Below are 22,666 nucleotides of genomic sequence, written 5' to 3' on the forward strand. Positions count from 1 at the left end.
TAAAATATAGGCGAAATTTTTAATCTATGTTCACTTTTTAGGATTTTTATGAGCGATAAACTTACCCATCTTAATAGCCAGGGGCATGCACACATGGTAGATGTCTCCGATAAAGACATGACTAAGCGTATTGCGACCGCTCAGGCCACCCTTACAATGCAAGCAACGACACTGACAAAAATTATTGAAGGGGGGTTGCCCAAAGGTGATGTGTTGGCTACTGCGCGTATTGCAGGTATTCAAGCTGCAAAGAAAACATCTGACTTGATTCCGTTATGTCACCCGTTAATGTTAACGAAAGTGACGGTAGACATTAATGTTATTAGTGATTGTGAGTTAGAGGTGTTATGTACTTGTTCTTTATCTGGTAAAACGGGTGTTGAAATGGAAGCGCTTACCGGTGCTAGCATTGCGGCATTGACACTTTATGACATGTGTAAGGCGGTTGATAAGGGCATCGTTATTCAGAATGTGTCTTTATTAGAAAAAAAGGGCGGGAAAAGTGGCCATTGGAGTAAAGGGGATGTCTAAGGTAAGAGTGGTATTTTTTGCATCTCTTAAAGAAAATTTAGGCCAGGGGGAGTGTTTAGTCGAGTTAGCGTTACCTTTGAGTATTGCTGAATTAAAACGACAGTTGGCAGATGGGTTAGATAAAGGTGAAGTGCTCCTAGAGAAAGGCATCCAATCTTCGATCGACTTTGAGTTTGCTAGAGACTCCGATCTCATCCCTGAACAGGTTAATGAAGTGGCATTCTTCCCCCCCGTTACTGGAGGTTAAATGATTCTTGTACAAGAAGAAGATTTTCAAGTTGATGCTTTGTACAAAAGTTTATTGAAATCTAACCAGACAGGCGCTGTTGCAATGTTTGTTGGTTTGGTGCGTCAATTTTCTGATTTACCAAAGGAGGTTTGCAGTTTTGAACTTGAGCATTACCCAGGAATGACCGAAAAGAATTTGCAAACCATTGTGGATGAAGCGAATACTCGTTGGTCTTTATTAGATGTTTGCATTGTACATCGTGTTGGCCGCTTATCGGTTGATGATCAAATTGTATTTGTTGGCGTAAGCGCTTCTCATCGGGCCGAAGCTTTTCAAGCCTGTGATTTTATAATGGATTATCTAAAAAGCCGAGCGGCGTTTTGGAAGAAAGAATCTCAAGGATCGCAAAGTCATTGGGTTGAAGCCAAAACCAATGATGAAAAAAGTTTAGAGCGTTGGTCAAAATTGCGCAACTCATAATAAAGAGTTGCGCAAGTGGAATGCCATAATTAATGAGGTCTAAGTGTTTTCTTTCTACCACTCGCATGACGTTCTCGATACTCGGTATCAATGTATTTATCAGTAGTGGCCATGCTGGCATGACCTGCGTCTTCTCTGACGTGTTCTTTTGGTCTCGTTTTCACATCTTCTGAAATGCCTGTGTGTCGTAACCAGTGAACGGTTGCGACGCGTAGGTCGTCAGCATCGGCTTTCATGCCATCTTCACACATACGTTCATAAGCTTTATCAAAACAGAGTTGAACGATGTTTCGCACTTGCCTCGAACTCGTCATTGCACCTTGGCCGCGATTTTTAGGTACGAGTGGTGTATTTTCTGCGATGGTGGGAAGTAATGGCAAATCGCGAAACTGTCGATAACGTTTTAACGCATTTAACATATCATCAGAAACGGCAACAAGCCGTTCTTTATTCCCCTTGGAAAGGACTTTAAACCACCAGTGCCCATCCGCGTCTTTTATAAAATCACCCATAATTGGTGCAGAGCGTTCATCGGCGACTAGTTCAGAAATTCGCAAATACATACCGAGTAGGGCATTCATGATAAATAAGGTGCGTTCGTGGTGTGCAGGGTCTTCTTCTGCCAACATTTCAGCGGTTTCGATCACATAATCCCATTGTAGGTTTGAGATTCGTCTTACCTGTTTACGAGTCACTTCTTTTTTAACAAATTTACTTTTTTGTCTAATCAATGCCACAGGGTTTTGCTGTGCTGCTTCCTCTTGCATAAGGAATCCATAATAAGACGACAGGATGGAAAAGGTTGCTCTTATGGCAGCCTGAGATAAAGAGTGCAGTTTGGTTTTTGGGGCGTCCCCATTCTTAAACTCTAATTTACTGACATGGGCGACAAATGGCCGCCACTCTTTATTGGCAGCTCTTTGTCCCATATGTAGTTTAAAGCGAGCCACGTTTTTAATACCGATCCAGTGTTCTGGAGGCGTTATGCAAAAATGTATGAACTCTTCTATTTGATCGCGACGTAAATGGGTTGTAGGGCTATTGGCTATATGCCATGACCAAAGTAGCAGTCTCTCAACCTCTCGGCGATACGAGTTAAATGTTGCTTGAGAACCGTTGTAACTATAGATAAAGCATAAAGCGAGTTGGAAGTCCCTACGGTACTCAGGGTCATTGAGATGAGGGGTTGTCCCTTTCAAATGATCAATGATGCAATCAAATTGAGTAAATGGGTTGGGTAAGTGTTCTAAATTATCTATTAAAGCAAGCGGAGTCATAATCTTTTATATCCAAGCAGATGATGCATATTAGCAAAATTCCTGGTCTATCCCTATCGATTTGTCACTAGTTTAGTGATGGGGCTTGGGTGTGTACCGTGCCATGTCTATTTATTCCTTATTCGAATGCTTTTCTGCCTCATTTAATTTTATCTCTACCAATTATTTGTGATTTTCATGCTATTTGGTGTTTATTAGTTCGTATTTGAAACAAAGGTGGAAGCTGGCTTTATGGGGTTTTTAAATTTTGATAAAAGGCTATTATGTACTCATCGAAACGCAAAACGAAATATATTTTAAATATTAATAAATACTCTCTTAAGGAAATAATTATGAAAAATTTCAACAAAATATCTTTGGCTCTATTAGCTGCTTCAACAATAACTACTGCTGCATTTGCTTCTTCTAATGAAAGTGCTTATGAGCGTGTTCAAAGTGCAAAGGGAAGTGTTGAAGCGTTAGGCGTGACGCTTGAAAATATGGGGGCAAGTGTTGATACCAGTGTTGATTTAAATGGTGCTTATACTTTTGATCAAAAAGTGGCTGTTTATAATGAAAAACATGCTGAACTACAAAATAAATTTGATACTTTACACGCTCAGTCTGCTGAGTAATTGATCAGTTTTAAATATAAATTATACACTTTGATTTTAAGGTAAATATTATGAAAAATTTAAATAAAGCTATATTGGCATTGGTAACTGCATCTGTAATGAGTACTGCCGCTTTTGCTGAAACAGGCACCGAGCGTGTTCAAAGTGCTAAAGGTAGTGTTGAAGCATTAGGCGTAACTCTTGAAAATATGGGTGCAAGTGTTGATACCAGTGTTGATTTAAATGGTGCTTATACTTTTGATCAGAAAGCTGCCGTTTACAATGCAAAACATGCTGAGCTGCAGAGCCAATTCGATTCATTAAATGCTCAAACAGCTGAATAAAAAATTAATTAATTTTTATAAAAGGATATTGATATGAAAACTTTAAACAAAACAGCTCTTGCTTTAGTAGTGGCATCTGTTATGGCGACTAGTGCTTTCGCATCTTCCAATGAAAGTGCTTATGAGCGAGTTCAAAGTGCAAAAGGTAGTGTCGAAGCACTAGCTGTAACACTAGAGAACATGGGAGCTGACGTAGACGCCAATGTTGATTTAAATGGTGCATATACGGCTGACCAGAAAGTTTCGGCCTACAATGCTAAACATGCAGAGCTGCAAACAGAGTTCAATACTCTACACGCACAAACAGCAGAATAATGCTAATTTGTTGTCGTAAAAAAAGCCAAACTTTCAAGTTTGGCTTTTTTACGTATATACAAAAGTTTTTATTTTAAGCTTTTCTCTTCTAAATCTTCCTGCTTTTCTGCTTCATTTATTCTTTTAAAATAATCGGCTGTATGCTTAATAATATCTTTTTCGTTACTCTGTGCATCATTTTTTGCGCGCTTAAGAAGGTATTCTGCTGTTTTATCTTTTCCTTGACTGAAATCCAGTTGAGCTCGATAATTTAACGCCATCGGTATGTTATTTCTAGACTGGTAGTATTGAATATTCGCACGCCATATTAAACGTTTTTCATAAAGGTAATAAGAAGTGATGTCCATGGGCTTTGATTGGGTTAGTTGAGCATGTAACATTGAAAAAAGGATGTTCTTCGGCTCAAGATCTAATCTAGAGTTAATTATTTTTAATCCATCCTCTATTTTTCCTGATGCCGCATAGCTTAGCGCTTGTAGGTAATCAGTAAATTGATTGTGTTTTTCTATTTTTCTTAAAAACTTGAGGGTTTGATTAGGTGATTGAATAAGATAAGCAAAGAGTCCTTTGGAAAAATATTTAGCGTCATTATTCTGTATGTTCTGATCTAAATAGGAATAGGGGTTATCTTCAATACCTGCTCTGTATGCTAATAAACTTGCTCTAAAGAAATTGAAATCATTCGTTGCTCTATTATTTAAGATTGTTTCTCTTGTATCAGTGCTAAATGAGTCGGATAATCTTGAGTTTGGTGATGGGTGACTTGATAAATACTCTAATTTCGGCCTACCTAAAGCTTGCTTAAAAAAAGCTTGGAAGAGCTTTGTCATACCTTCTGGAGAGAGCCCCGCATCGAGCAAATATTCACGGCCGCGGCGATCAGCTTCTTGTTCTTGGTTACGGCTGTAGGTTAAAGTATTTTCCGCTTGGTTGGCGATTCCGCCTAGCCACAGTGCGGTTGTTGCATCAGAACCTGCTCCTGCTAAAGCAGCTGCAATACCTGCGCCCAGCATCACCAGTGTTTTTTGTAACTCTTCGCCGGAATGTTTGCTTTGGCGCTCATAGTGTCGAAGATCCAAATGAGCTATTTCATGCCCCAATAAACCGAATAACATGTCTTCACTGGTAATCATCTCCATAATATCGGAGTAGATGAAAAGATGATTTCCCGGAATAACGAAAGCATTACTCTGAGAGCTGTTTAGTAAGGTCATTTCGACTGTAGTGTTATAAAGGTTTGTTTGGGGGAGGATACGTGACAACGCGTTTTTTAAGTAATCGTAGGCTGGTGGGAAATCGATTAATGCTCGACTTCCATTCAGTTTTCGAAACCAGTACTGACCCAAAATATAGGAGGGGTTTGATAAAGCTCTTTCGTCTTTGTTTGCTTCCAGGTCAGGTGTGCTGGCAGAACTTAAAGTCGATAAAGTACTTGTAAAAACAACGGCTAAGATTGTTAAGCCTGTTGTAACGTTTAAAAATAGTCTCATAATATGGCTAATGTATTTATTGGATAAATTATAAAATGACGATCAATCTAGATAATAAGTATGACGTAATCTTAGATGCAAGAGAAGATCGTTGCCCAATGCCCTTGTTAAAAGCAAAAATGGCGTTAAGTAAGATGGCAGTAGGGGAGCGTTTATGTTTGACTGCGTGTGATGCAGGGTCGCTAAAAGATATTCCTCAATATGTTGCTCTAGTTGGATTCTCTTTATTGTCTAAATGTGAAGACAATGATGTGTATACTTTTGTGATTCAAAAAAGCTAAAACGGGCTCGATATGTTTAAAATTGTTGATACGCTGATTAAGCGATACTTTTCTAATGAAGAAGTAGTAGTCTTTCTTTTGTTAATGGTTGCTACCTTGTGTGTTTTGGCGTTTTGGGGCGGAATTTTAGCACCAATTTTGATTGCTATTGTTCTGGCGTTTTTATTACAAGGCTTAGTTGAGAGACTACAACGCCTTAGATTAGGGCATATACCTTCTGTTTTTATTGTTTTCTTTACTTTTCTAACTGCATGTAGCGTCTTTGTGGGTGTAATGGTGCCTATTATTTGGCGACAAGCAGTGCGACTTGTGCAAGATGCACCAAGGATGTTTACGGTCATTCGAGACGAAGTACTTCACTTTGCAGAAGGGCACAGTGACTTAGTTAGCCAAGCGGCCATCGATGAAATAGCCAATTCTTTGGCAAATGAGTCAACAAGTCTCGGGCAGTGGTTGTTGTCCTTTTCATTGGCGAGTATCCCATCATTATTTTCAGTCGTTATTTATGTCGTTCTAGTGCCATTGGTGATCTTTTTCTTGTTAAAAGATCAACACAAAATATTAAGCTATTTGACCTCATGGCTGCCAAAAGAAAGAAAAATGATGCGTAATATTGCCCATGAAATGAATGATCAGATCGCAAACTATATTCGTGGCAAATTTATAGAGATGTTTGTTGTTGGCGCGGTGACTTATGTCGTATTTATAATATTTGGATTGAAGTATGCTGAGCTGTTGGCTTTGCTGGTTGGCTTATCGGTATTAATTCCATATATAGGAGCGGCGGCTGTAACTATTCCTGTTGTGTTGGTTGCTTTCTATCAATACGGAACACAGAGTGAATTTATCTATGTGGTTGTTGCCTATTTAATTGTGCAAGCGCTGGATGGCAATGTTTTGGTCCCCTTACTTTTTTCAGAGGCTGTGAATCTTCACCCGTTAGCAATTATTGTTGCAGTCCTGTTCTTTGGTGGCGTATGGGGATTCTGGGGGATATTTTTTGCAATTCCATTAGCGACATTGGTTAAAGCGATTATTAATGCTTGGCCCAGCCAAGAGCAGTTGTCCATCTAGTTTTTTGCCTCATTAAGTGAAAACCCCCACGCTTACTGAGTTAAGCGAGGGGCTTTTTTAGCATTTGGAAAGAGAACTCAAATGCTAAAAAGTCGTTAAGTTATAACGGATGCTAGCAAAATACTAAAGGGAGGGAGAATAGCTGTATCGCCATCTATGTATCCACTATGGATGGCTTCTGGCAAGGTCAAAGCGGTAAGTTTATGCTCTACTGGTAAAATAGTATCTTGGCCAGCAGTATTGATGGCTACGTATAGCTGCTTGCCATGGTAGCTACGGAGGAATGTCAGCGTTGTTTCATCGTTGTAAATAAACTGAATGTCACCATGGCGTAATTCAGGGTAGCTTCGTCTTATATGAAGAAAATCTCTATAAGCGTGCAGTACAGAGTGGCGGTTTCCTTCCTGTTCATTGACAGCCATGGGGCGTTGGGATTCGGCAATAGGTAACCAAGGTGCAGAGGATTGAGTGAAGCCACCAAGCGGTTCACTTTTCCATGGAATAGGCGTTCTGCAGCCATCCCTGCCTTTAAACTCCGGCCAGAAGTTAATTCCGAATGGGTCAACTAGTTGCTCAAAGGCCAGTTTAGCTTCATGTAGGCCGAGTTCCTCGCCTTGATATAGACAAACACTGCCCCGTAAGGTTAAAAGCATCGCCATATAAATTTTGCATTTGGCGACCGAATCATGATTTTTTCCCCAACGAGTAGCCACACGCTCTACATCATGATTGCCAATCGACCAGCATGGCCAGCCATCGCCTAATCCTGCTTCTATTGTTTCCATGGTATTGCGAATGTGGATCATAGAAGAATCATGAGTGAGTAGGTCGAACGAATAGCACATATGGAGCTTGTCTTTGCCTTGGGTATAAGCTGCCATGGTTTCTAGTGCAAAATCACAACCGACTTCACCCACTGTGGTTGTATTGGGGTATTGGTCTAATAAACTGCGTAACCGTTTTAAAAAAGCAATGTTTTCGGGCCTGGACTTGTCGTATATGTGAAGTTGATAAGCGTATGGGTTATCGAGTCTTACGCCAATACTGCCTTCGACGACTTCGTCTTTTGGAGGGTTATTTCTTAGTTCTATATCATGATAATAATAATTTGCAGTGTCTAGGCGAAAACCGTCAACACCACGTTTTAACCAAAATTCGACGGTATCAAGTAAAGCATCAATCACATCTGGATGGTGGAAATTAAGATCTGGCTGACTGTCTAAGAAGTTGTGCAGATAATATTGTCTGCGACGACTATCCCAATGCCAAGCAGGTCCACCAAAAACCGATAACCAATTATTAGGCACAGTGCCATCAGGGTTGGCGTCTGCCCAAACATACCAATCTGCTTTGTCGTTATCATGACTGCTGCGCGATTCAACAAACCAAGGGTGTTGATCTGAGCTATGATTAAGCACTTGGTCAATCATGACTTTAAGGCCATGATGGTGGGCCGATGCAATAAGTTCATCAAAGTCAGCTAGGCTACCAAAAATAGGATCAACATCGCAGTAGTTAGAAACATCGTAACCAAAATCTTTCATTGGTGACGTAAAAAAAGGAGAAAGCCAAATAGCGTCGACGCCTAATGAGGCGATATAATTCATCTTCGCCGTTACCCCTGGAATATCGCCTATACCATCGTTATTGGAATCGAAAAAGCTACGCGGATAGACTTGGTAAATTACTGCGCCACGCCACCACTCTTGTCTGTCTGTCATAATTTTTCTCGCTATAAATAGGAAGTGTGTTTTAAGGTTTTTAGTAAAATCCGGCACTGTCTTATTGGATTAGAATTGTAGAGCAGGCGCTTTATTATCTATCGTGCTTTTTATAGTTATTTCCAGCATACTCAAACATTACAATTTATGCATAAAATTTTATTACCTTAATTGATAATAACCCCTGTTACGTCTTTGGAGACATGATGTTTTCTGAAACTGCTCGCCCTGTGGCTTGGCCTTTATTCTTCTTTTATTTTTTCTTCTGTGCCGTCGTGGGTGTCATGATGCCTTATATTTCGATGTATTATAAATCGATCGGCTTAACGGCTTCAGAAATTGGTCGTTTAATGTCTACCTTTACCTTATCTGGTATTTTAGTACCTCATTTTTGGGGATGGTTAACGGCGAAAATTGGCTTGCCTAAACGCATTCTTCAGTTAGGCATTTTGGGATGCTTTATTGCGGTTATCCCTTTTAATTGGAGCGATCAATTCGAGACTTTATGGCTATTGACTTGCACAATGGCATTATTTTATTCAGCTCTTATCCCTATGACCGATTCCTTGGCTGTGAGAAGTATTAGGCAATTAGATGTGCCTTATACGCGTTTAAGGGCAGGAGGGTCAATTGGCTATGTATTCGCCGTTACTGGAGCGGGTTTTTTAATTGGTCAATTTGGGACAGCGATTGTTATACCGACTATGTGTGTTTTTATGGCGCTTGCAGTGGTTACCTCTTTTTTTCTTAAAGAGCAGGCTTATGAGATTAACCAACATAAAGCAACGACCTCTTTTTTTGCGTTAGTAAAAAATCCTGAGTCAGTGTTGTTTTTTGTTTTGGCATTTTTGGCTTTTATGTCCCATGCACCTTTTAACGTATTTTTTGCCGTTCACTTATCAAATTTTGGTTACAGCGGTGAGCAAATTGGTTTGTTGATGGCATTGGGCGTCGTTATTGAGATTTTTTTATTCTTATTTTTTGGTAATACACTTAAGCGTTTTGATGTTGTACATGTTATTACGCTTTGCTTTATTTGCGGCATTATTCGTTGGATATTAGTTGGCTGGTTTGCATCTATTACTTGGGTTCTTATTTTTACGCAGCTGCTTCATTGCATTACGTTTGCCTTGTTTCATATGGTTTCTATTGAGCAGATTCGCCGCCTGTTTCCAGAACGTTTTGCCAGTCAAGGTCAAGCCATGTACAGTGCGTTTGCAATTGGCTTGGGCGGTGGATTGGGCATGGTAATTACAGGGTATCTTTGGGAATGGATGGGCGGAGCCTGGGTTTTTACATTGGCGGCGTGTGTGAGCGGTGCCGCGTTAGTCATTCTTTTAATTAGCCAACGCCGTTGGTTTTCTTAAGCGGTTGCTCCCCCAAGGTTAAGTTCTTTTTCTACGCTATAAAAGGCTTGTGCTGTCGGTTTTAAGTAATTCAATAAAAGCGACAGCAGCGCGGCTGAGGGTTCTTTGTTTGTGATAAATGACCCCCAATTTCCTTTCTACGTTTAAGTCTGGCAAGTTGAGCACGATGAATTTTTCGTCTACTAGTGTCGAAGGGAGTAATGACCATCCCCAACCAATGTTGACCAGCATTGCTAGAGTCTCAAGATTATTTGTATTCATTCGCACCTGAGGCTTTAATCCTTGTTTGCCAAAGGCTCGTTCGGCGATTTGCCTAGTAAAAGTATTTTTGTTGGGTAAGACGCAGGCATGCTGTGCCAACTCAATTAAATTAAGGTTTTTTGAAAATGCGAGCGGATGATCTTTGCTGACGACACAGGCTAATGGGTCAGACCAAATAGGCAATGATTCAATGAGAGGGTTCTCTTTATTGGATAGGGTGATAATTCCCAGTTCCGCTCGGCCTTTTAAGACATCTTGATAGGCTTCTTCTGATTGTACAAACTCAATTTCCAAGTGTGCGCTAGGAAAATCTTCTTGGAAGCGCTTTAGCGATTTAGGCAAACGATGTAAACCAACGTGATGGCTGGTGGATAGGCGTAATTCACCGCTTACGTCTTGCATTTGCAATGTCATACTGCGTTTTATGTCTTGCAGATCTTCTGCCATTTTTCGTGCTTTGGGCAATAAGCGAATACCTGCTTCGGTTAATTGCACTTGTCGTCCAATGCGATCAAAAAGTTTTACACCAAGGCTGTTTTCAAGCGAAGCTACTCGTTTGCTAATGGCGGGTTGGGTAACAAAAAGTTGATCTCCTGCTTCTGAAAACGAGCTGGTTTCGGCGACTTTTATAAAGGTAAGCAGTTCCGCAATGTCTATCATTCCAAAAAATTATCCAAAACATGAAAAATATGAATTTGAGTAATTTAAGCCAAAGTTTTAGGATAGCGCAATAGATTTCTGAGGAGAGAACTTATGTCAGCTAAAACCCTTTATGACAAGTTGTGGGATAGCCACCTTGTGCAGCAACGAGATGACGGTAGCGCATTGATTTATATCGATTTGCAGTTACTTCATGAAGTAACATCACCACAAGCATTTGAAGGCCTTAGATTGGCTGGGCGTGAGCCTTGGCGTGTGTCTTCTAGTTTGGCAACGCCAGACCATAACGTACCAACGACCAAGAAAGAGCGTATTTCTGGTGTCGATGGTATTGAAGATCCAGTGTCTAAAATCCAAGTCACCACTTTGGATGATAATTGTAACGAATTCGGCATTACTGAATTCAACATGAAAGACATTCGCCAAGGAATCGTACACGTTGTTGGGCCAGAGCAGGGTGCGACGCTTCCAGGTATGACTGTTGTTTGTGGTGATTCTCATACTTCGACCCATGGTGCTTTTGGAGCGTTAGCTCATGGTATCGGTACGTCTGAAGTTGAGCATGTATTAGCGACTCAGTGTTTAGTACAAAAGAAAAGTCGCAATATGTTAGTTCGTGTTGACGGTGAATTATCATCTTGGGTTTCTGCGAAAGATGTTGTTTTAGCGATAATCGGTGCGATTGGTACCGCGGGTGGTACGGGTTACGCCATTGAGTTTGGTGGAACAGGTATTCAGTCATTGTCTATGGAAGGTCGTATGACCGTCTGTAATATGGCCATCGAAGCGGGCGCTCGTGTTGGCTTGATCGCAGTAGACGATACCACGATCGAATATGTAAAAGGTCGTCCTTATGCGCCAAAGGGTGAGCATTGGGATATGGCTGTTAAAGCTTGGAAAGACCTTGTTTCTGATGGTGATGCGCAATTTGATGAAGTCGTTGTTATCAAAGCTGAGGACATCAAGCCGCAAGTAACATGGGGAACGTCGCCTGAAATGGTTATCGCCATTGACGAGCCAATACCTCGTGCTGAAGACCAAAAAGACCCAGTGAAGAAAGAAGGTTACGCACGTGCTTGGAAGTACATGGGGCTTGAAGGTAAGGTTATGTTGTCAGATGTGATTCTAGATCGTGTTTTCATCGGTTCTTGTACCAACTCTCGTATTGAAGATCTTCGTATTGCAGCGGAAGTGGTTAAAGGCCGTAAAGTAGCATCGACTCTTAAACAAGCGATTGTTGTTCCAGGTTCTGGCTTGGTTAAAGCGCAAGCAGAACAAGAAGGTTTGCATGATATATTTGAAGCGGCTGGATTAGAGTGGCGCGAACCAGGTTGTTCAATGTGTTTGGCAATGAATGCCGACAAACTAGGTGCTGGCGAACATTGTGCGTCTACTTCCAACCGCAACTTTGAAGGTCGTCAAGGCTTTGGTGGTCGTACGCATTTGGTTAGTCCAGCGATGGCAGCGGCCGCAGCGATTGCTGGTCACTTTGTAGATGTTAATGAGTTTGTTAAACACTAGGAGAACAGCATGCGTCCTTTTACTAAACATACAGGTCTAGCCGTTCCTTTGGATTTGGCGAACGTCGATACAGATATGATTATCCCGAAGCAATTCTTGAAATCCATCAAGCGTACGGGATTTGGTAAAAATTTATTTGATGAACTTCGTTATGAAGATGAAGGTCAACCAGACCAAGAATGTGATGGTCGCCCAATACGTAAAGATTTTGTGCTCAATCAAGAACGTTACAAGGGGGCAAGTGTTTTGTTGGCTCGGCAGAACTTTGGTTGTGGTTCTAGCCGTGAACACGCACCTTGGGCGTTAGATGATTACGGCTTCCGTTCCATTATTGCACCAAGCTTCGCGGATATTTTTTATAACAATTGCTTTAAAAATGGTTTGTTACCAATCGTTTTACAAGCTGAAGAAGTAGATCAACTATTTGCGGAAGTGGCTTTGCGCGAAGGGGCAGAAGTTATTGTCGATCTTGAAAACCAAACCGTCACATCACCTTCTGGTGCGGCATTCGAGTTTAACGTGGATAATTTCCGTAAGCATTGTTTGTTGAATGGTTTAGACGATATTGGTTTAACCTTGCAGCAAGATTCTGCAATACGTCGTTATGAAGAAAGACGAATGAATGATGCGCCATGGCTTTTCTTGCCTCGCGGTCAGTAAACAAAAAGACATAGTTTTAAGGATTTAAGATGACTAGAAATGTATTGGTATTGCCTGGTGACGGTATTGGTCCTGAAATCGTAGCGCAAGCGGTGCGCGTTTTGGATGCAGTGAATGAGCAGTTTTCATTGAATATTCAGCATGAAAGCGCTTTAGTCGGTGGTTCTGCTTATGATGAGACTGGTTCTCCATTACCTGAGGCAACGCTAACAAAAGCGAAAGCGGCCGATGCTATTTTGCTTGGTGCGGTGGGTGGCCCTAAATGGGATAAGTTAGATATGTCGGTTCGTCCTGAAAAAGGCTTACTTGGTTTACGCTCTAACCTTGAGCTGTTTTCGAATCTTCGTCCAGCGATCTTATACCCTCAATTGGCGGATGCTTCTAGCTTGAAGCCAGAAATCGTTGCAGGTTTGGATATTCTGATTGTTCGTGAACTAACGGGCGGTATTTATTTTGGTCAGCCTCGTGGGATTCGTACGTTAGAAAATGGCGAGCGTGAAGGCTTTAATACCTATGTTTATAATGAATCTGAAATTCGTCGCATCGGCCGTTCAGCTTTTGAAGCAGCGCGTCAACGTGGCAAGCGAGTCTGCTCAATTGACAAGTCCAACGTACTAGAAGTGACTGTGCTTTGGAAAGAAGTCATGGAAGAAGTGGCAAAAGAGTATCCTGACGTCGAATTGACTCATATGCTAGTAGATAATGCTGCCATGCAGCTTGTTCGTGCGCCAAAACAGTTTGATGTAATGGTTACTGGCAATATGTTTGGTGATATCCTTTCTGATGCTGCTGCCATGTTGACAGGTTCCATTGGCATGCTACCTTCTGCTTCTCTAAATGCGGAAGGGCGCGGGATGTATGAGCCATGTCACGGTTCTGCACCAGATATTGCAGGCAAAGGATTGGCTAACCCATTGGCGACCATTTTATCAGTTGCTATGATGTTGCGTTATTCTTTAGATGCAAAAGAGGCCGCAGATGCCATTGAGGCAGCAGTAAGTAAGGTTCTTGATCAAGGGTTGAGAACTGCAGATATTGCATCAGAAGGGTGCGAAACTGTTAGTACGCAAGCTATGGGTGATGCCGTTCTTAATGCATTAGTCTAGCAGCACTAAAAGCTTAGTATCATAACGATATTAGGTATTCATTAGGGATACTGCTCTTGGTATGAGCGGCCCCACAAAAAAAGGTAATGTTAACCATGTCAAAACACACTGTAGGTTTAGTCGGATGGCGCGGAATGGTCGGTTCCGTGTTGATGCAACGCATGATGGAAGAAAAAGACTTTGATCACCTTGATCCAGTATTTTTCACTACATCTCAAACGGGGCAGAAAGGTCCAGAAATTGGTAAAGATATTCCATTGCTTCAAGATGCAAGCGACATAGAAGCACTGAAAAAAATGGATATTATTATTACCTGCCAAGGTGGGGATTATACCAAGGCTATTTACCCTCAGTTGCGTAATGCTGGTTGGAAAGGTTACTGGATTGATGCGGCGTCTTCATTACGTATGGATAAAGATGCCATCATCGTACTTGATCCGGTTAACTTGGATGTTATCAAACAAGGCTTAACGAATGGCGTAAAAACGTTTGTTGGTGGTAACTGTACTGTTAGTTTGATGTTATTAGCGCTAGGTGGGTTGTTTGAGAAAGGTCATATTGAATGGATGACTTCTATGACTTACCAAGCGGCGTCTGGTGGCGGTGCGCGTCATATGCGTGAGCTGATTAATCAGATGGGGATGTTGCAAGGCTCTGTTGCTAGTGAGCTTGCAGATCCTGCCAGTGCTATTTTAGAGATCGATCGTAAAGTTGCTGAAACAATGCGCTCTAGTGAGCTTCCGACTGATCAGTTTGGTGTGCCACTAGCAGGTTCTTTGATCCCTTACATTGATAGTCAGCTTGATAACGGTCAGAGCCGTGAAGAGTGGAAAGCACAAGCAGAAGCGAACAAAATCCTAGGTATTGATGGTAAGCCAATTCCAGTGGATGGTCTGTGTGTTCGTATCGGTGCAATGCGTTGTCATAGTCAGGCGTATACCATCAAATTGAATAAAGACATCCCAGTAGCGGATATTGAAGGTTTGCTTGCTGAGCACAATCAGTGGGTTGATGTTGTGCCAAACGATAAAGAGGCAACAATGCAGCGTCTAACGCCAACTGTAGCCACTGGTACGCTTGGTATTCCTGTTGGTCGTATCCGTAAGTTGAATATGGGGCCTGAGTACATAAGTGCTTTCTCTGTTGGTGACCAATTGCTATGGGGTGCTGCTGAGCCATTGCGTCGTATGCTACGTATCTTAATTGAAGGCTAATTATAGTTTCTAATGAATCTTAAAAGCCCGCTTAAGCGGGTTTTTTTATATCTTAATAAAAGTGTTGGAATGGGTTATTCGATGCCTATGTCTAAACCTAGTATTACCAGTATCCCTATTAGAGTTGTAATAACCACAGACACTAATGATCCAATTAACATGTATTCAGCCATGCTCCGATCGCTTGATTTATTTAGCTCACCAAATCTGAAGATTGATTTAGCCGCTAATACAAAGCCTATAGCAGCGTAGCTGCCCACTAGAGTGAAAGTTAGTATCAATATTCTCTCCAAGTAACCGATTAATTCGCCGCCAGCAACCAATCCGTTAACGTTTTCTTTCTCGTTACCTGAAATCGGATATTTGCTTAAAATGCAGCCTATTGCGACAGAGGTAGGTTTGAGTATCAGTAAGTAAGCAAAAGTGATCATAGTAGTTTCTGGTAACTTATCATGTTGTAGTAGTTCAGTAATGGCGATGCTGTCAGTGATGTAAAAAGCTGTAGTGATCAATACTAGTACATGCAATATTTGGTCAATGGCGAAGCGTGAAAAGGCGTCGCCTTTTGTAGTGCTGACTTTCCATAGATCGATGGCGAAATGAGTAATGGTAACAATCGAGATGATACTGGCGATATTAATCCAGTCGATCTTTAGGGCTAGCGCAGGGACGAGTAATGCCACGCCATGTAAAATCGAATGCAAATAGAGCTTTGGTGATCTGTGTTTTTTTTCTTCTTTTTCTTCTATCCAATGCTTTGGTTGGAGGTAAAAGTCACAAAGGGTATGGATTAGTAAAAATGACACGAGTAGGGTGCTAAAATCAGACATCTTCAAGCCTTGTTACTTGGTTTATAAATAGACTATTTAGTTCACTTATAAGCGGCCACCCTGATGCTTTAAGGGATTTGCTGGCCGTCGCTGTGGCAATTCCGAGTTTATCCGCAAGGTCGCTCACAGACAAAACTTCATGATTGCGTAACATGGGAATTAATACGGCACATTGTCGAGATGTTAGCTCGGTGAGCTGTTTATCTAGGTATTTGAAGAGTAGCGCAAAGCGCTCTGTGAGTTCGAGATGCTCTGAATGAAAAATGAAACGGTCATTTTTCAGGGCTTTTAATCCCCGACCAGATAAAACAAAAGCTTCTCCCATCGACTCTGAGACTGAGGCGCGCAAGTCAGCGTTAGATGCAATAGCAAAGCTAATGCGGCTTTCAAAGGCTTTGCCAAGCGCTTTGATGCCAACTCGATAAAGAATTGCGTATCTCAGAGCGTTGTTAATATCATGTACGACTGTCTGAAATTCATCTCCGCGTTCAATGCTATGAAGGTTAGAGTGGTTCCCTTTGGTGATCCACGCTTGGATATCTTTGACTCGTTGCAGTAGTTGTTCGAATTCATCAGAAGTAAGTTTAGTTGAGCCAACAACATCACCGCTTATTACGGCAATAGGTTTAACTGTCTGCTTCATGTGATGTCCTCTTAGGTTGATAAGAGCAATTTAGCCGTTTATGACTAAAAATACAAATTTAGCCAAAATGGGCTAATAATTGTTTTTTTAGCTCTTTATGACTAATCAAGATAGAACTGACATTTTACTCCAATGAAAAGGTGAGCATCTAACTAGTGGCATTGATTAGTATTTTTTATAGGATTATGGTCAGAAGAATGGTATTTCATCTCTCAATTGCTTCTGGGACTGCTACACTGATTTAAATAGGAGGTGACATCCATTAAATTGCTGCTGTTTTTCTTGATAAAACTAAAGCTTGCTATGGGTGTCAAAACTTATTATTTTATCTATACCGTAATGAAATATATTTTCAATAGAAGATTTATGGTATTGATATATAAAGTATTTAAGGGGTTGTGTAAGTTTTTTTGCTTGCTGTGTTTTGTTCATGATCTTGAGCAAGTATTTACATTCTAGGCATTGAAATTAAACGAAAGTACCCATAGATTATAAGTAAGGGCAGCAGAGGAGGAATAAGACTTAAGTTAATAAAAAAACCTGACCAAAACAGAAGGAAATTCTCTATGTATACATTGAATATCAGCGGTCACCACGTCCAATCTGGTGAAGAAGTTCAAGAAGTAGTAAAAGATAAAATGGATCACTTGGCGCGTATCAATAATCAGATAACCACCATCAACGTGACCTTAAATACAGAGAAGCATGGGGCTCATGAATTAATAGTAGAAGCCAGTGTTCATATTCCTGGCCATGATCTTTTTGCAATGGTTCAAACAGAAAAACAACTTAAACCAGCCCTTGACCTGTTAGTTGGCAAGTTGGAAAAACAGTTAATTAAACACAAAGCGAAGCATGCTGGTCGACAGCACCACATTAACGCTAAAGATGTAGAAAGTCCTATAGAGCGTCAGCTACAAGCAGAATTTGATGAGCTTGTTGAGCGCGAAGTTATTTAAACTAACAATATCTTTTAGGATGAAGCCTCGCTTATAGCGGGGCTTTTTTGTGCTTGTATGAAAATAGGGTTAAAAAATTTATTGCTCTTTTAAAACTATATTTGTATGCATGGGGTAGATGGTGGGAAAGGCTGAAAAAGTAATGGTGAATTAAGTTGAAGAAAAAAGCGACGCCTGATGAGCGTCGCTTTTCTATGTTACACACTATTTAATCGGTAATAATTAAATATTAGTAGCTGGAATAAACTCTACAGGAGCCATTGTCATTGCGTCTAGCGGTGGAGCGAAGTCCGTAAGGGTTATGCCATCAACCGCTGCTTTGTATTCTTCCAGTGTTGGGAAACGTCCCAATATCGTAGAAAGTACAACGACTGGAGTAGAACCAAGTAAGGATTCACCTTTCTTCTCTGTGGAGTCAGCAACAACACGGCCTTGGAAAAGACGAGTTGAAGTTGCAATAACCGTATCACCAGGTTCTGCTTTTTCTTGGTTACCCATGCATAGGTTACATCCAGGGCGCTCCAAGTACATGATGTTTTCGTATTTAGTACGTGCTTCACCTTTTGGCTTAGCGTCGTTAAATTCGAAGCCAGCGTATTTTTTCAGGATATCCCAGTCACCTTCCGCTTTTAATTCATCAACGATGTTATAGGTTGGTGGAGCAACAACTAATGGGACTTTGAATGATACACTACCATTTTGTTTTTCAAGGTTGCGCAGCATTTGAGCAATAATTTGCATATCACCTTTGTGAACCATGCAAGAGCCAACAAAACCAAGATCGACAGGCTTGTCTTCATAGAAGGATACTTGACGAATCACATCGTGCGTATAACGTTTGGATACGTCATCATTGTTTACGTCTGGATCGGCAATCATTGGTTCAATGATTTCATCAAGGTCAACAACCACGTCAGCGTAGTAATTAGCATTGTTATCTGGTACTAGAGCCGGTTGCTCACCAGAAGTGATTCCCGCAATACGTTTGTCAGCAAGAGCGATTAAGCCGTGAAGCGTTTGAGCCTCATTTTCCATGCCTTTATCAATCATGATCTGAATGCGTTTTTTCGCTAATTCAAGAGACTGAATGAGTGTCTTATCTTGAGAAATACAGATAGAAGCTTTCGCTTTCATTTCCGCAGTCCAGTCAGTAAAGGTGAAGGCTTGGTCAGCCATCAATGTGCCGATGTGCACTTCAATTACGCGACCTTGGAACACATTTTCGCCGCCAAATTGTTTCAGCATCTGAGCTTGTGTAGCGTGTACCACATCACGGAAATCCATATAGCTCTTCATTTCACCTTTAAAGGTTACTTTCACAGATTCAGGGATTGGCATAGTCGCTTCACCTGTTGCTAGAGCGAGTGCAACCGTTCCTGAATCGGCACCAAAAGCAACACCTTTAGACATACGAGTATGAGAGTCGCCACCAATGATGATCGCAGTGTCATCTACCGTAATATCATTCAATACTTTATGAATAACATCTGTCATTGGAGGGTAGATGCCTTTTGGATCACGACCCGTGATTAATCCAAATTTGTTCATAAAAGACATCAGTTTTGGAATGTTAGCTTGCGCTTTTGAGTCCCAAACAGATGCAGTATGACAGCCAGATTGGTAAGCGCCATCAACACTTGGAGAGATAACAGTAGCAGCCATAGACTCCAATTCTTGAGCTGTCATTAAGCCCGTAGTATCTTGTGAGCCAACAATGTTTACTCTTACGCGAACATCAGAACCAGCGTGTAATGCTTTTTTCGATTTCACACCTACTGCGTTTTTGTTGAAAATTTTCTCAACGGCAGTTAAACCTTGGTCATCATTAGATATTTCTTGTGCCGGAGCATAGACATTTGGTGTTGGGATACCCAAGGTTTCTGCGGCAAAAGTTTGTAGTTTCTTGCCAAATACAACAGCATAGGAGCTGCCGGCTTTCATAAACTCAACTTGTTGAGGGGTAAAAGCGGAAGAAACATCAACCAACTCTTTGTCACCGTTGTAAAGTTTCTTTTCTTTGGTGTTGATGGTTAAAACGGTGCCGGTTTTAACGGAGTAAGCTTGCTCAAGAACCGTGTCGCCATTAGCATCAAGAACAGGTTTGCCATTGGCATCTACTTTCTTAACCCAGTTCTTAAGATCTAAACCAATACCACCAGTAACGCCGACAGTCGTCATGAAAATAGGCGAGATACCGTTTGTACCTGCAACAACAGGAGCAAAGTTTACGAATGGAATGTATGGGCTTGCTTGTTGACCAGCCCAAAGCGCTACGTTGTTCACGCCAGACATACGTGAAGAGCCAACGCCCATAGTGCCTTTTTCAGCAATTAGCATAACTTTTGCTGTTGGGTGTTTGATTTGTAATTCTTTGATTTCTTGTTGAGCTTCAGGAGAAATCATGCACTTACCGTGAAGTTCACGGTCAGAGCGCGAGTGAGCTTGGTTACCCGGAGATAGTAAATCTGTTGAGATATCGCCTTCAGCTGCAATGTAAGTAACGACTTCAATTTTTTCGCTGATGTCAGGAAGTTTAGTGAAGAACTCTGCTTTGGCATAGCTTTCTAGAATCTCTTTAGCAATGCTATTGCCTGCTTTATAAGCTGATTCTAAGCGCTCCATATCTGCTTCGTACAAGAATACTTGAGTCTTTAATACTTCCGCTGCAGAGGTTGCAATAGCGGAGTCATCAGACAATGCAAGGTCAATCAACACTTCAACAGAAGGACCGCCTTTCATATGAGAAAGTAACTCTAGAGCAAATTCAGGAGTAATTTCTTTTACACTGGTTTCGCCTAAGATGATTTCTTTCAAGAACTTGGCTTTGACAACCGCAGCACTTGTTGTACCTGGCAAAGTGTTATAAATGAAAAAGGAAAGAGATTCTTTGCGGTGCTCATGGCCTTCATCTTTGATTTGATCAATGATTTCAGTTAGTAAGTCAGCGCCATCAATGGGTTTAGGATGCAATCCTTGGCCTTTACGATTCTCTATTTCTTGTAAATACTCTAAATATAAGCTCATTTGCACCTCTGAATAATAATTGACGAAAATGTTATGCCTAACAATATGCTTCCTGCACATTAATTTTCCTTAGACTCCATTTCCGATTTTATCGATTGTAATGTTAAAAAATGCAGGCTTACTTTCAAATGAAAACAAGCTATACAAATTCTTCTCATTTTTTGATGCACTCATTTTATAGAAAAAAACGACTCAAAACTTACTATGCACCATAACAATTTCGAATAGGTGACATTTAGCGGAATTATTCTGATTTAGCCAAGTCATTAGATTGCTGAATAATCCTTACGACCCTAAAGCCCCAGTTGCTGGCTTTTAAGTCAGGTTGAGCTCTATACCGAGTCGAGCTTCTACCTACTCTTGGGATATCAAACCAAGAACCACCTCGCAGCACTCTGTTGTCACATTGATTGGCCAGCCAAACTTGGTTTTTGGTGGGGGCTCCTTCATAAGTGTCGTGATAGCAATCTTCAACCCATTCTGCGACGTTGCCATGCATATCAAATAAGCCTAGTGGATTACTTGCTTGGCTGCCAATCGGTGCTGAAGATATACCATCCCATTGACTACCACAGCTATCGCAAACGCTGTAGCCTTGTTTCACGTTATCACCGTACCAAAAAGCGGTATCTGAATCCGCTCTGGCGGAATATTCCCATTCAATTTCTGTTGGTAAGCGATACTCTGCATTCGTTTCACTGGATATCCACGCTGTATAGGCTTTCGCATCATACCAACTAATATTGATAGCAGGGCGTTGTCCTCGGCCCCAGCCATTATCAGGTGGGAGCTCTCGATTAGTTGCCTTGGCGAATTTGTCATATTGATCAAATGTGATCTCATATTTACTGATATAAAAACCATTAGGGATATCAACTTCATGAGCAGGTTTCTCATTATCGTCACCTATGTGGCTTTGATCGCCCATAATAAATGTTGCCGGAGGAATTTTTTCTACTTTTGGCGCAGTACCACCAGATTTGAGCGACTCTTCTAAAACTTGCGGTAAAGTTTCAAACGGTGTCTCTTCTTCCGTTTCAGGCTGAATGGTTTCAGGGGCGGCAACCACCTTTTTGGGTGGGGGCGTTTCTGGCCATAATGCAATGGCAGCGATAAGCCCCGTGACGATAAAAGTACTTGCACCAATAGTGATGGGGGACAAAGAGCGAACATAGCGCTTAACAGCTCGTTTTGTAGCGGAATTTTCACCCGCTTCTGGCTTGTACAAGTTAGCTCGAATAATTCGTATTACTTCAGCTAAGGATTTCGGTCTATGACGTTCACTGTCACGACTCCATTTTAGTAAACGCCCCCATGTTGCATCGCTTAAATTAGGGTGAGTATCAGGTAAGCCGGTGGCGAAATCTTTATCAAGAATAGATTCTCCCAATAACGCTGCCATTAAAAGCCGCATAAAAGCAAAACTGTCTGAAGCTGGGCTGCGCTGTTGATCTTTTTTGAGATACTCAGGTGGGAACAAGCGAAGGTCCATTTCACTGCCTTCAATTCGCTTCATCCAGTTGTGAGCACCAAACCCTGTCATTAACCCTAATCCATTAACAACATGAATAGAACTCAAGTCCAAATGGCCATGAAAAAGACCATTACGATGAACTTGATCTAATGCTTTGGCTATATTGTCGAATAAACTAATGACAACATTAAGAGGGGCTCCGTCTGGATATTTACCTAAAAAGCTATAGAGGTTCTCGCCACCACAAACTGCAGAGCATGAAAATACCCATAAATTAGAATAAAAAGGCGGATAGTTTGGCGTAATCGCGGGGTGTTTTACGCTGGCATATTTCCTCGCATTTTGTAAGAAATCTTCGACCTTACCTTTGTTAGATTGGAAGAAGCGTAAGACAAAAGGGCGCCCACCTTGATCCGCAACCCAAGTGGTCTTATGGTCATCCATAGGGTAATTTAAAACATACGGATCTAGCTCTACGCCAACATGTTGGCCAATTTTCAGTTTTGTAGGGTCATAAAAATCATTCATTACGAATTTGATATCCAAATCAAGACGTTGCTGCCTAAGTGTTTAATACAGGGTATAATCACGTTTTTTAACACAAAAAGGTAG

Annotated in this window: 22 protein-coding genes; 14 read left to right on the plus strand and 8 right to left on the minus strand. The window is 41.2% G+C overall.

The features are described from left to right. Positions 1-48: 48 nt before the first annotated feature. The 3 genes from moaC to DFP80_RS03770 are packed head-to-tail and all read left to right on the plus strand — an operon-like array spanning position 49 to position 1,240. Complete coding sequence (moaC, locus tag DFP80_RS03760) at positions 49-531, plus strand: cyclic pyranopterin monophosphate synthase MoaC (RefSeq protein ID WP_113915485.1); 483 nt, start codon at positions 49-51, stop codon at positions 529-531. After that, positions 524-778 (plus strand): MoaD/ThiS family protein, encoded by a 255-nt coding sequence (locus DFP80_RS03765; protein ID WP_113915486.1) that lies wholly within the window; start codon positions 524-526, stop codon positions 776-778. The genes moaC and DFP80_RS03765 overlap by 8 nt, the downstream gene beginning before the upstream one ends. Then, entirely contained in the window at positions 779-1,240 is a 462-nt protein-coding gene (locus tag DFP80_RS03770; RefSeq protein WP_113915487.1) for a molybdenum cofactor biosynthesis protein MoaE, read from the plus strand. It abuts the gene before it with no gap. 29 nt (positions 1,241-1,269) lie between these two features. On the opposite strand, the gene DFP80_RS03775 is transcribed toward DFP80_RS03770, so the two are convergent. Further along, positions 1,270-2,517: a tyrosine-type recombinase/integrase gene (locus DFP80_RS03775; RefSeq protein ID WP_113915488.1), complete on the minus strand. Its 1,248-nt coding sequence runs from the start codon at positions 2,515-2,517 to the stop codon at positions 1,270-1,272. 332 nt (positions 2,518-2,849) lie between these two features. On the opposite strand from DFP80_RS03775, the gene DFP80_RS03780 reads away from it, so the two are divergent. Genes DFP80_RS03780 through DFP80_RS03790 form a run of 3 tightly spaced genes read left to right on the plus strand, consistent with a single transcriptional unit; the run spans position 2,850 to position 3,769 of the window. Next, positions 2,850-3,131 carry a hypothetical protein gene (locus tag DFP80_RS03780; RefSeq protein ID WP_113915489.1) on the plus strand — a complete coding sequence of 94 codons (282 nt, stop codon included), beginning with the start codon at positions 2,850-2,852 and terminating at the stop codon, positions 3,129-3,131. A 50-nt stretch (positions 3,132-3,181) separates the two neighbouring features. Beyond that, positions 3,182-3,454, plus strand: coding sequence for a hypothetical protein (locus tag DFP80_RS03785; RefSeq protein ID WP_113915490.1), 273 nt, complete (start codon positions 3,182-3,184; stop codon positions 3,452-3,454). A 33-nt stretch (positions 3,455-3,487) separates the two neighbouring features. Continuing rightward, on the plus strand, positions 3,488-3,769 hold the full coding sequence (locus DFP80_RS03790; RefSeq protein ID WP_113915491.1) for a hypothetical protein: 282 nt from the start codon (positions 3,488-3,490) through the stop codon (positions 3,767-3,769). A gap of 68 nt (positions 3,770-3,837) precedes the next feature. Here DFP80_RS03790 and DFP80_RS03795 read toward each other — a convergent pair whose 3' ends face one another. After that, a complete protein-coding gene (locus DFP80_RS03795; RefSeq protein WP_113915492.1) occupies positions 3,838-5,259 on the minus strand; it encodes a M48 family metallopeptidase in 1,422 nt (473 codons plus the stop codon). Between the two features lie 35 nt (positions 5,260-5,294). Between DFP80_RS03795 and DFP80_RS03800 the strand changes: the two genes are divergently transcribed. Then, positions 5,295-5,540, plus strand: coding sequence for a sulfurtransferase TusA family protein (locus tag DFP80_RS03800; RefSeq protein ID WP_113915493.1), 246 nt, complete (start codon positions 5,295-5,297; stop codon positions 5,538-5,540). Between the two features lie 12 nt (positions 5,541-5,552). Continuing rightward, positions 5,553-6,614 carry an AI-2E family transporter gene (locus DFP80_RS03805; RefSeq protein ID WP_113915494.1) on the plus strand — a complete coding sequence of 354 codons (1,062 nt, stop codon included), beginning with the start codon at positions 5,553-5,555 and terminating at the stop codon, positions 6,612-6,614. Positions 6,615-6,709: 95 nt separating this feature from the next. On the opposite strand, the gene DFP80_RS03810 is transcribed toward DFP80_RS03805, so the two are convergent. Beyond that, positions 6,710-8,335, minus strand: a complete 1,626-nt coding sequence (locus DFP80_RS03810) for an alpha-amylase family glycosyl hydrolase (RefSeq protein ID WP_113915495.1) — start codon at positions 8,333-8,335, stop codon at positions 6,710-6,712. Between the two features lie 206 nt (positions 8,336-8,541). Between DFP80_RS03810 and DFP80_RS03815 the strand changes: the two genes are divergently transcribed. Further along, entirely contained in the window at positions 8,542-9,702 is a 1,161-nt protein-coding gene (locus DFP80_RS03815; protein WP_113915496.1) for an MFS transporter, read from the plus strand. A 36-nt stretch (positions 9,703-9,738) separates the two neighbouring features. Here the strand turns inward: DFP80_RS03815 and DFP80_RS03820 are convergent, their stop codons facing one another. Then, positions 9,739-10,623 (minus strand): LysR family transcriptional regulator, encoded by an 885-nt coding sequence (locus DFP80_RS03820; RefSeq protein WP_113915497.1) that lies wholly within the window; start codon positions 10,621-10,623, stop codon positions 9,739-9,741. A gap of 93 nt (positions 10,624-10,716) precedes the next feature. Between DFP80_RS03820 and leuC the strand changes: the two genes are divergently transcribed. The 4 genes from leuC to asd all read left to right on the plus strand — a co-directional run bounded on the left by leuC (position 10,717) and on the right by asd (position 15,124). Next, positions 10,717-12,144: a 3-isopropylmalate dehydratase large subunit gene (gene leuC / locus DFP80_RS03825; protein ID WP_113915498.1), complete on the plus strand. Its 1,428-nt coding sequence runs from the start codon at positions 10,717-10,719 to the stop codon at positions 12,142-12,144. A 9-nt stretch (positions 12,145-12,153) separates the two neighbouring features. Continuing rightward, the gene (leuD, locus tag DFP80_RS03830; protein WP_113915499.1) at positions 12,154-12,804 is read left to right on the plus strand and encodes a 3-isopropylmalate dehydratase small subunit; all 651 of its coding nucleotides are present in this window, start codon (positions 12,154-12,156) and stop codon (positions 12,802-12,804) included. 29 nt (positions 12,805-12,833) lie between these two features. Then, positions 12,834-13,910 carry a 3-isopropylmalate dehydrogenase gene (leuB, locus tag DFP80_RS03835; protein WP_113915500.1) on the plus strand — a complete coding sequence of 359 codons (1,077 nt, stop codon included), beginning with the start codon at positions 12,834-12,836 and terminating at the stop codon, positions 13,908-13,910. Between the two features lie 95 nt (positions 13,911-14,005). Continuing rightward, a complete protein-coding gene (gene asd, locus DFP80_RS03840) occupies positions 14,006-15,124 on the plus strand; it encodes an aspartate-semialdehyde dehydrogenase (RefSeq protein WP_113915501.1) in 1,119 nt (372 codons plus the stop codon). A gap of 74 nt (positions 15,125-15,198) precedes the next feature. On the opposite strand, the gene DFP80_RS03845 is transcribed toward asd, so the two are convergent. Next, positions 15,199-15,954: a DUF3307 domain-containing protein gene (locus DFP80_RS03845; RefSeq protein ID WP_113915502.1), complete on the minus strand. Its 756-nt coding sequence runs from the start codon at positions 15,952-15,954 to the stop codon at positions 15,199-15,201. After that, complete coding sequence (locus tag DFP80_RS03850; RefSeq protein ID WP_113915503.1) at positions 15,947-16,597, minus strand: winged helix DNA-binding protein; 651 nt, start codon at positions 16,595-16,597, stop codon at positions 15,947-15,949. The genes DFP80_RS03845 and DFP80_RS03850 overlap by 8 nt, the downstream gene beginning before the upstream one ends. 566 nt (positions 16,598-17,163) lie before the next feature. On the opposite strand from DFP80_RS03850, the gene hpf reads away from it, so the two are divergent. After that, positions 17,164-17,556, plus strand: coding sequence for a ribosome hibernation-promoting factor, HPF/YfiA family (hpf, locus tag DFP80_RS03855; RefSeq protein WP_113915504.1), 393 nt, complete (start codon positions 17,164-17,166; stop codon positions 17,554-17,556). 222 nt (positions 17,557-17,778) lie between these two features. Here the strand turns inward: hpf and DFP80_RS03860 are convergent, their stop codons facing one another. Continuing rightward, the gene (locus DFP80_RS03860) at positions 17,779-20,580 is read right to left on the minus strand and encodes a bifunctional aconitate hydratase 2/2-methylisocitrate dehydratase (RefSeq protein WP_113915505.1); all 2,802 of its coding nucleotides are present in this window, start codon (positions 20,578-20,580) and stop codon (positions 17,779-17,781) included. A 244-nt stretch (positions 20,581-20,824) separates the two neighbouring features. Further along, the gene (locus DFP80_RS03865) at positions 20,825-22,582 is read right to left on the minus strand and encodes a formylglycine-generating enzyme family protein (protein WP_113915506.1); all 1,758 of its coding nucleotides are present in this window, start codon (positions 22,580-22,582) and stop codon (positions 20,825-20,827) included. Between the last annotated feature and the right edge of the window lie 84 nt (positions 22,583-22,666).

Source organism: Marinomonas rhizomae (assembly GCF_003315485.1).
GTDB lineage: Bacteria > Pseudomonadota > Gammaproteobacteria > Pseudomonadales > Marinomonadaceae > Marinomonas > Marinomonas rhizomae.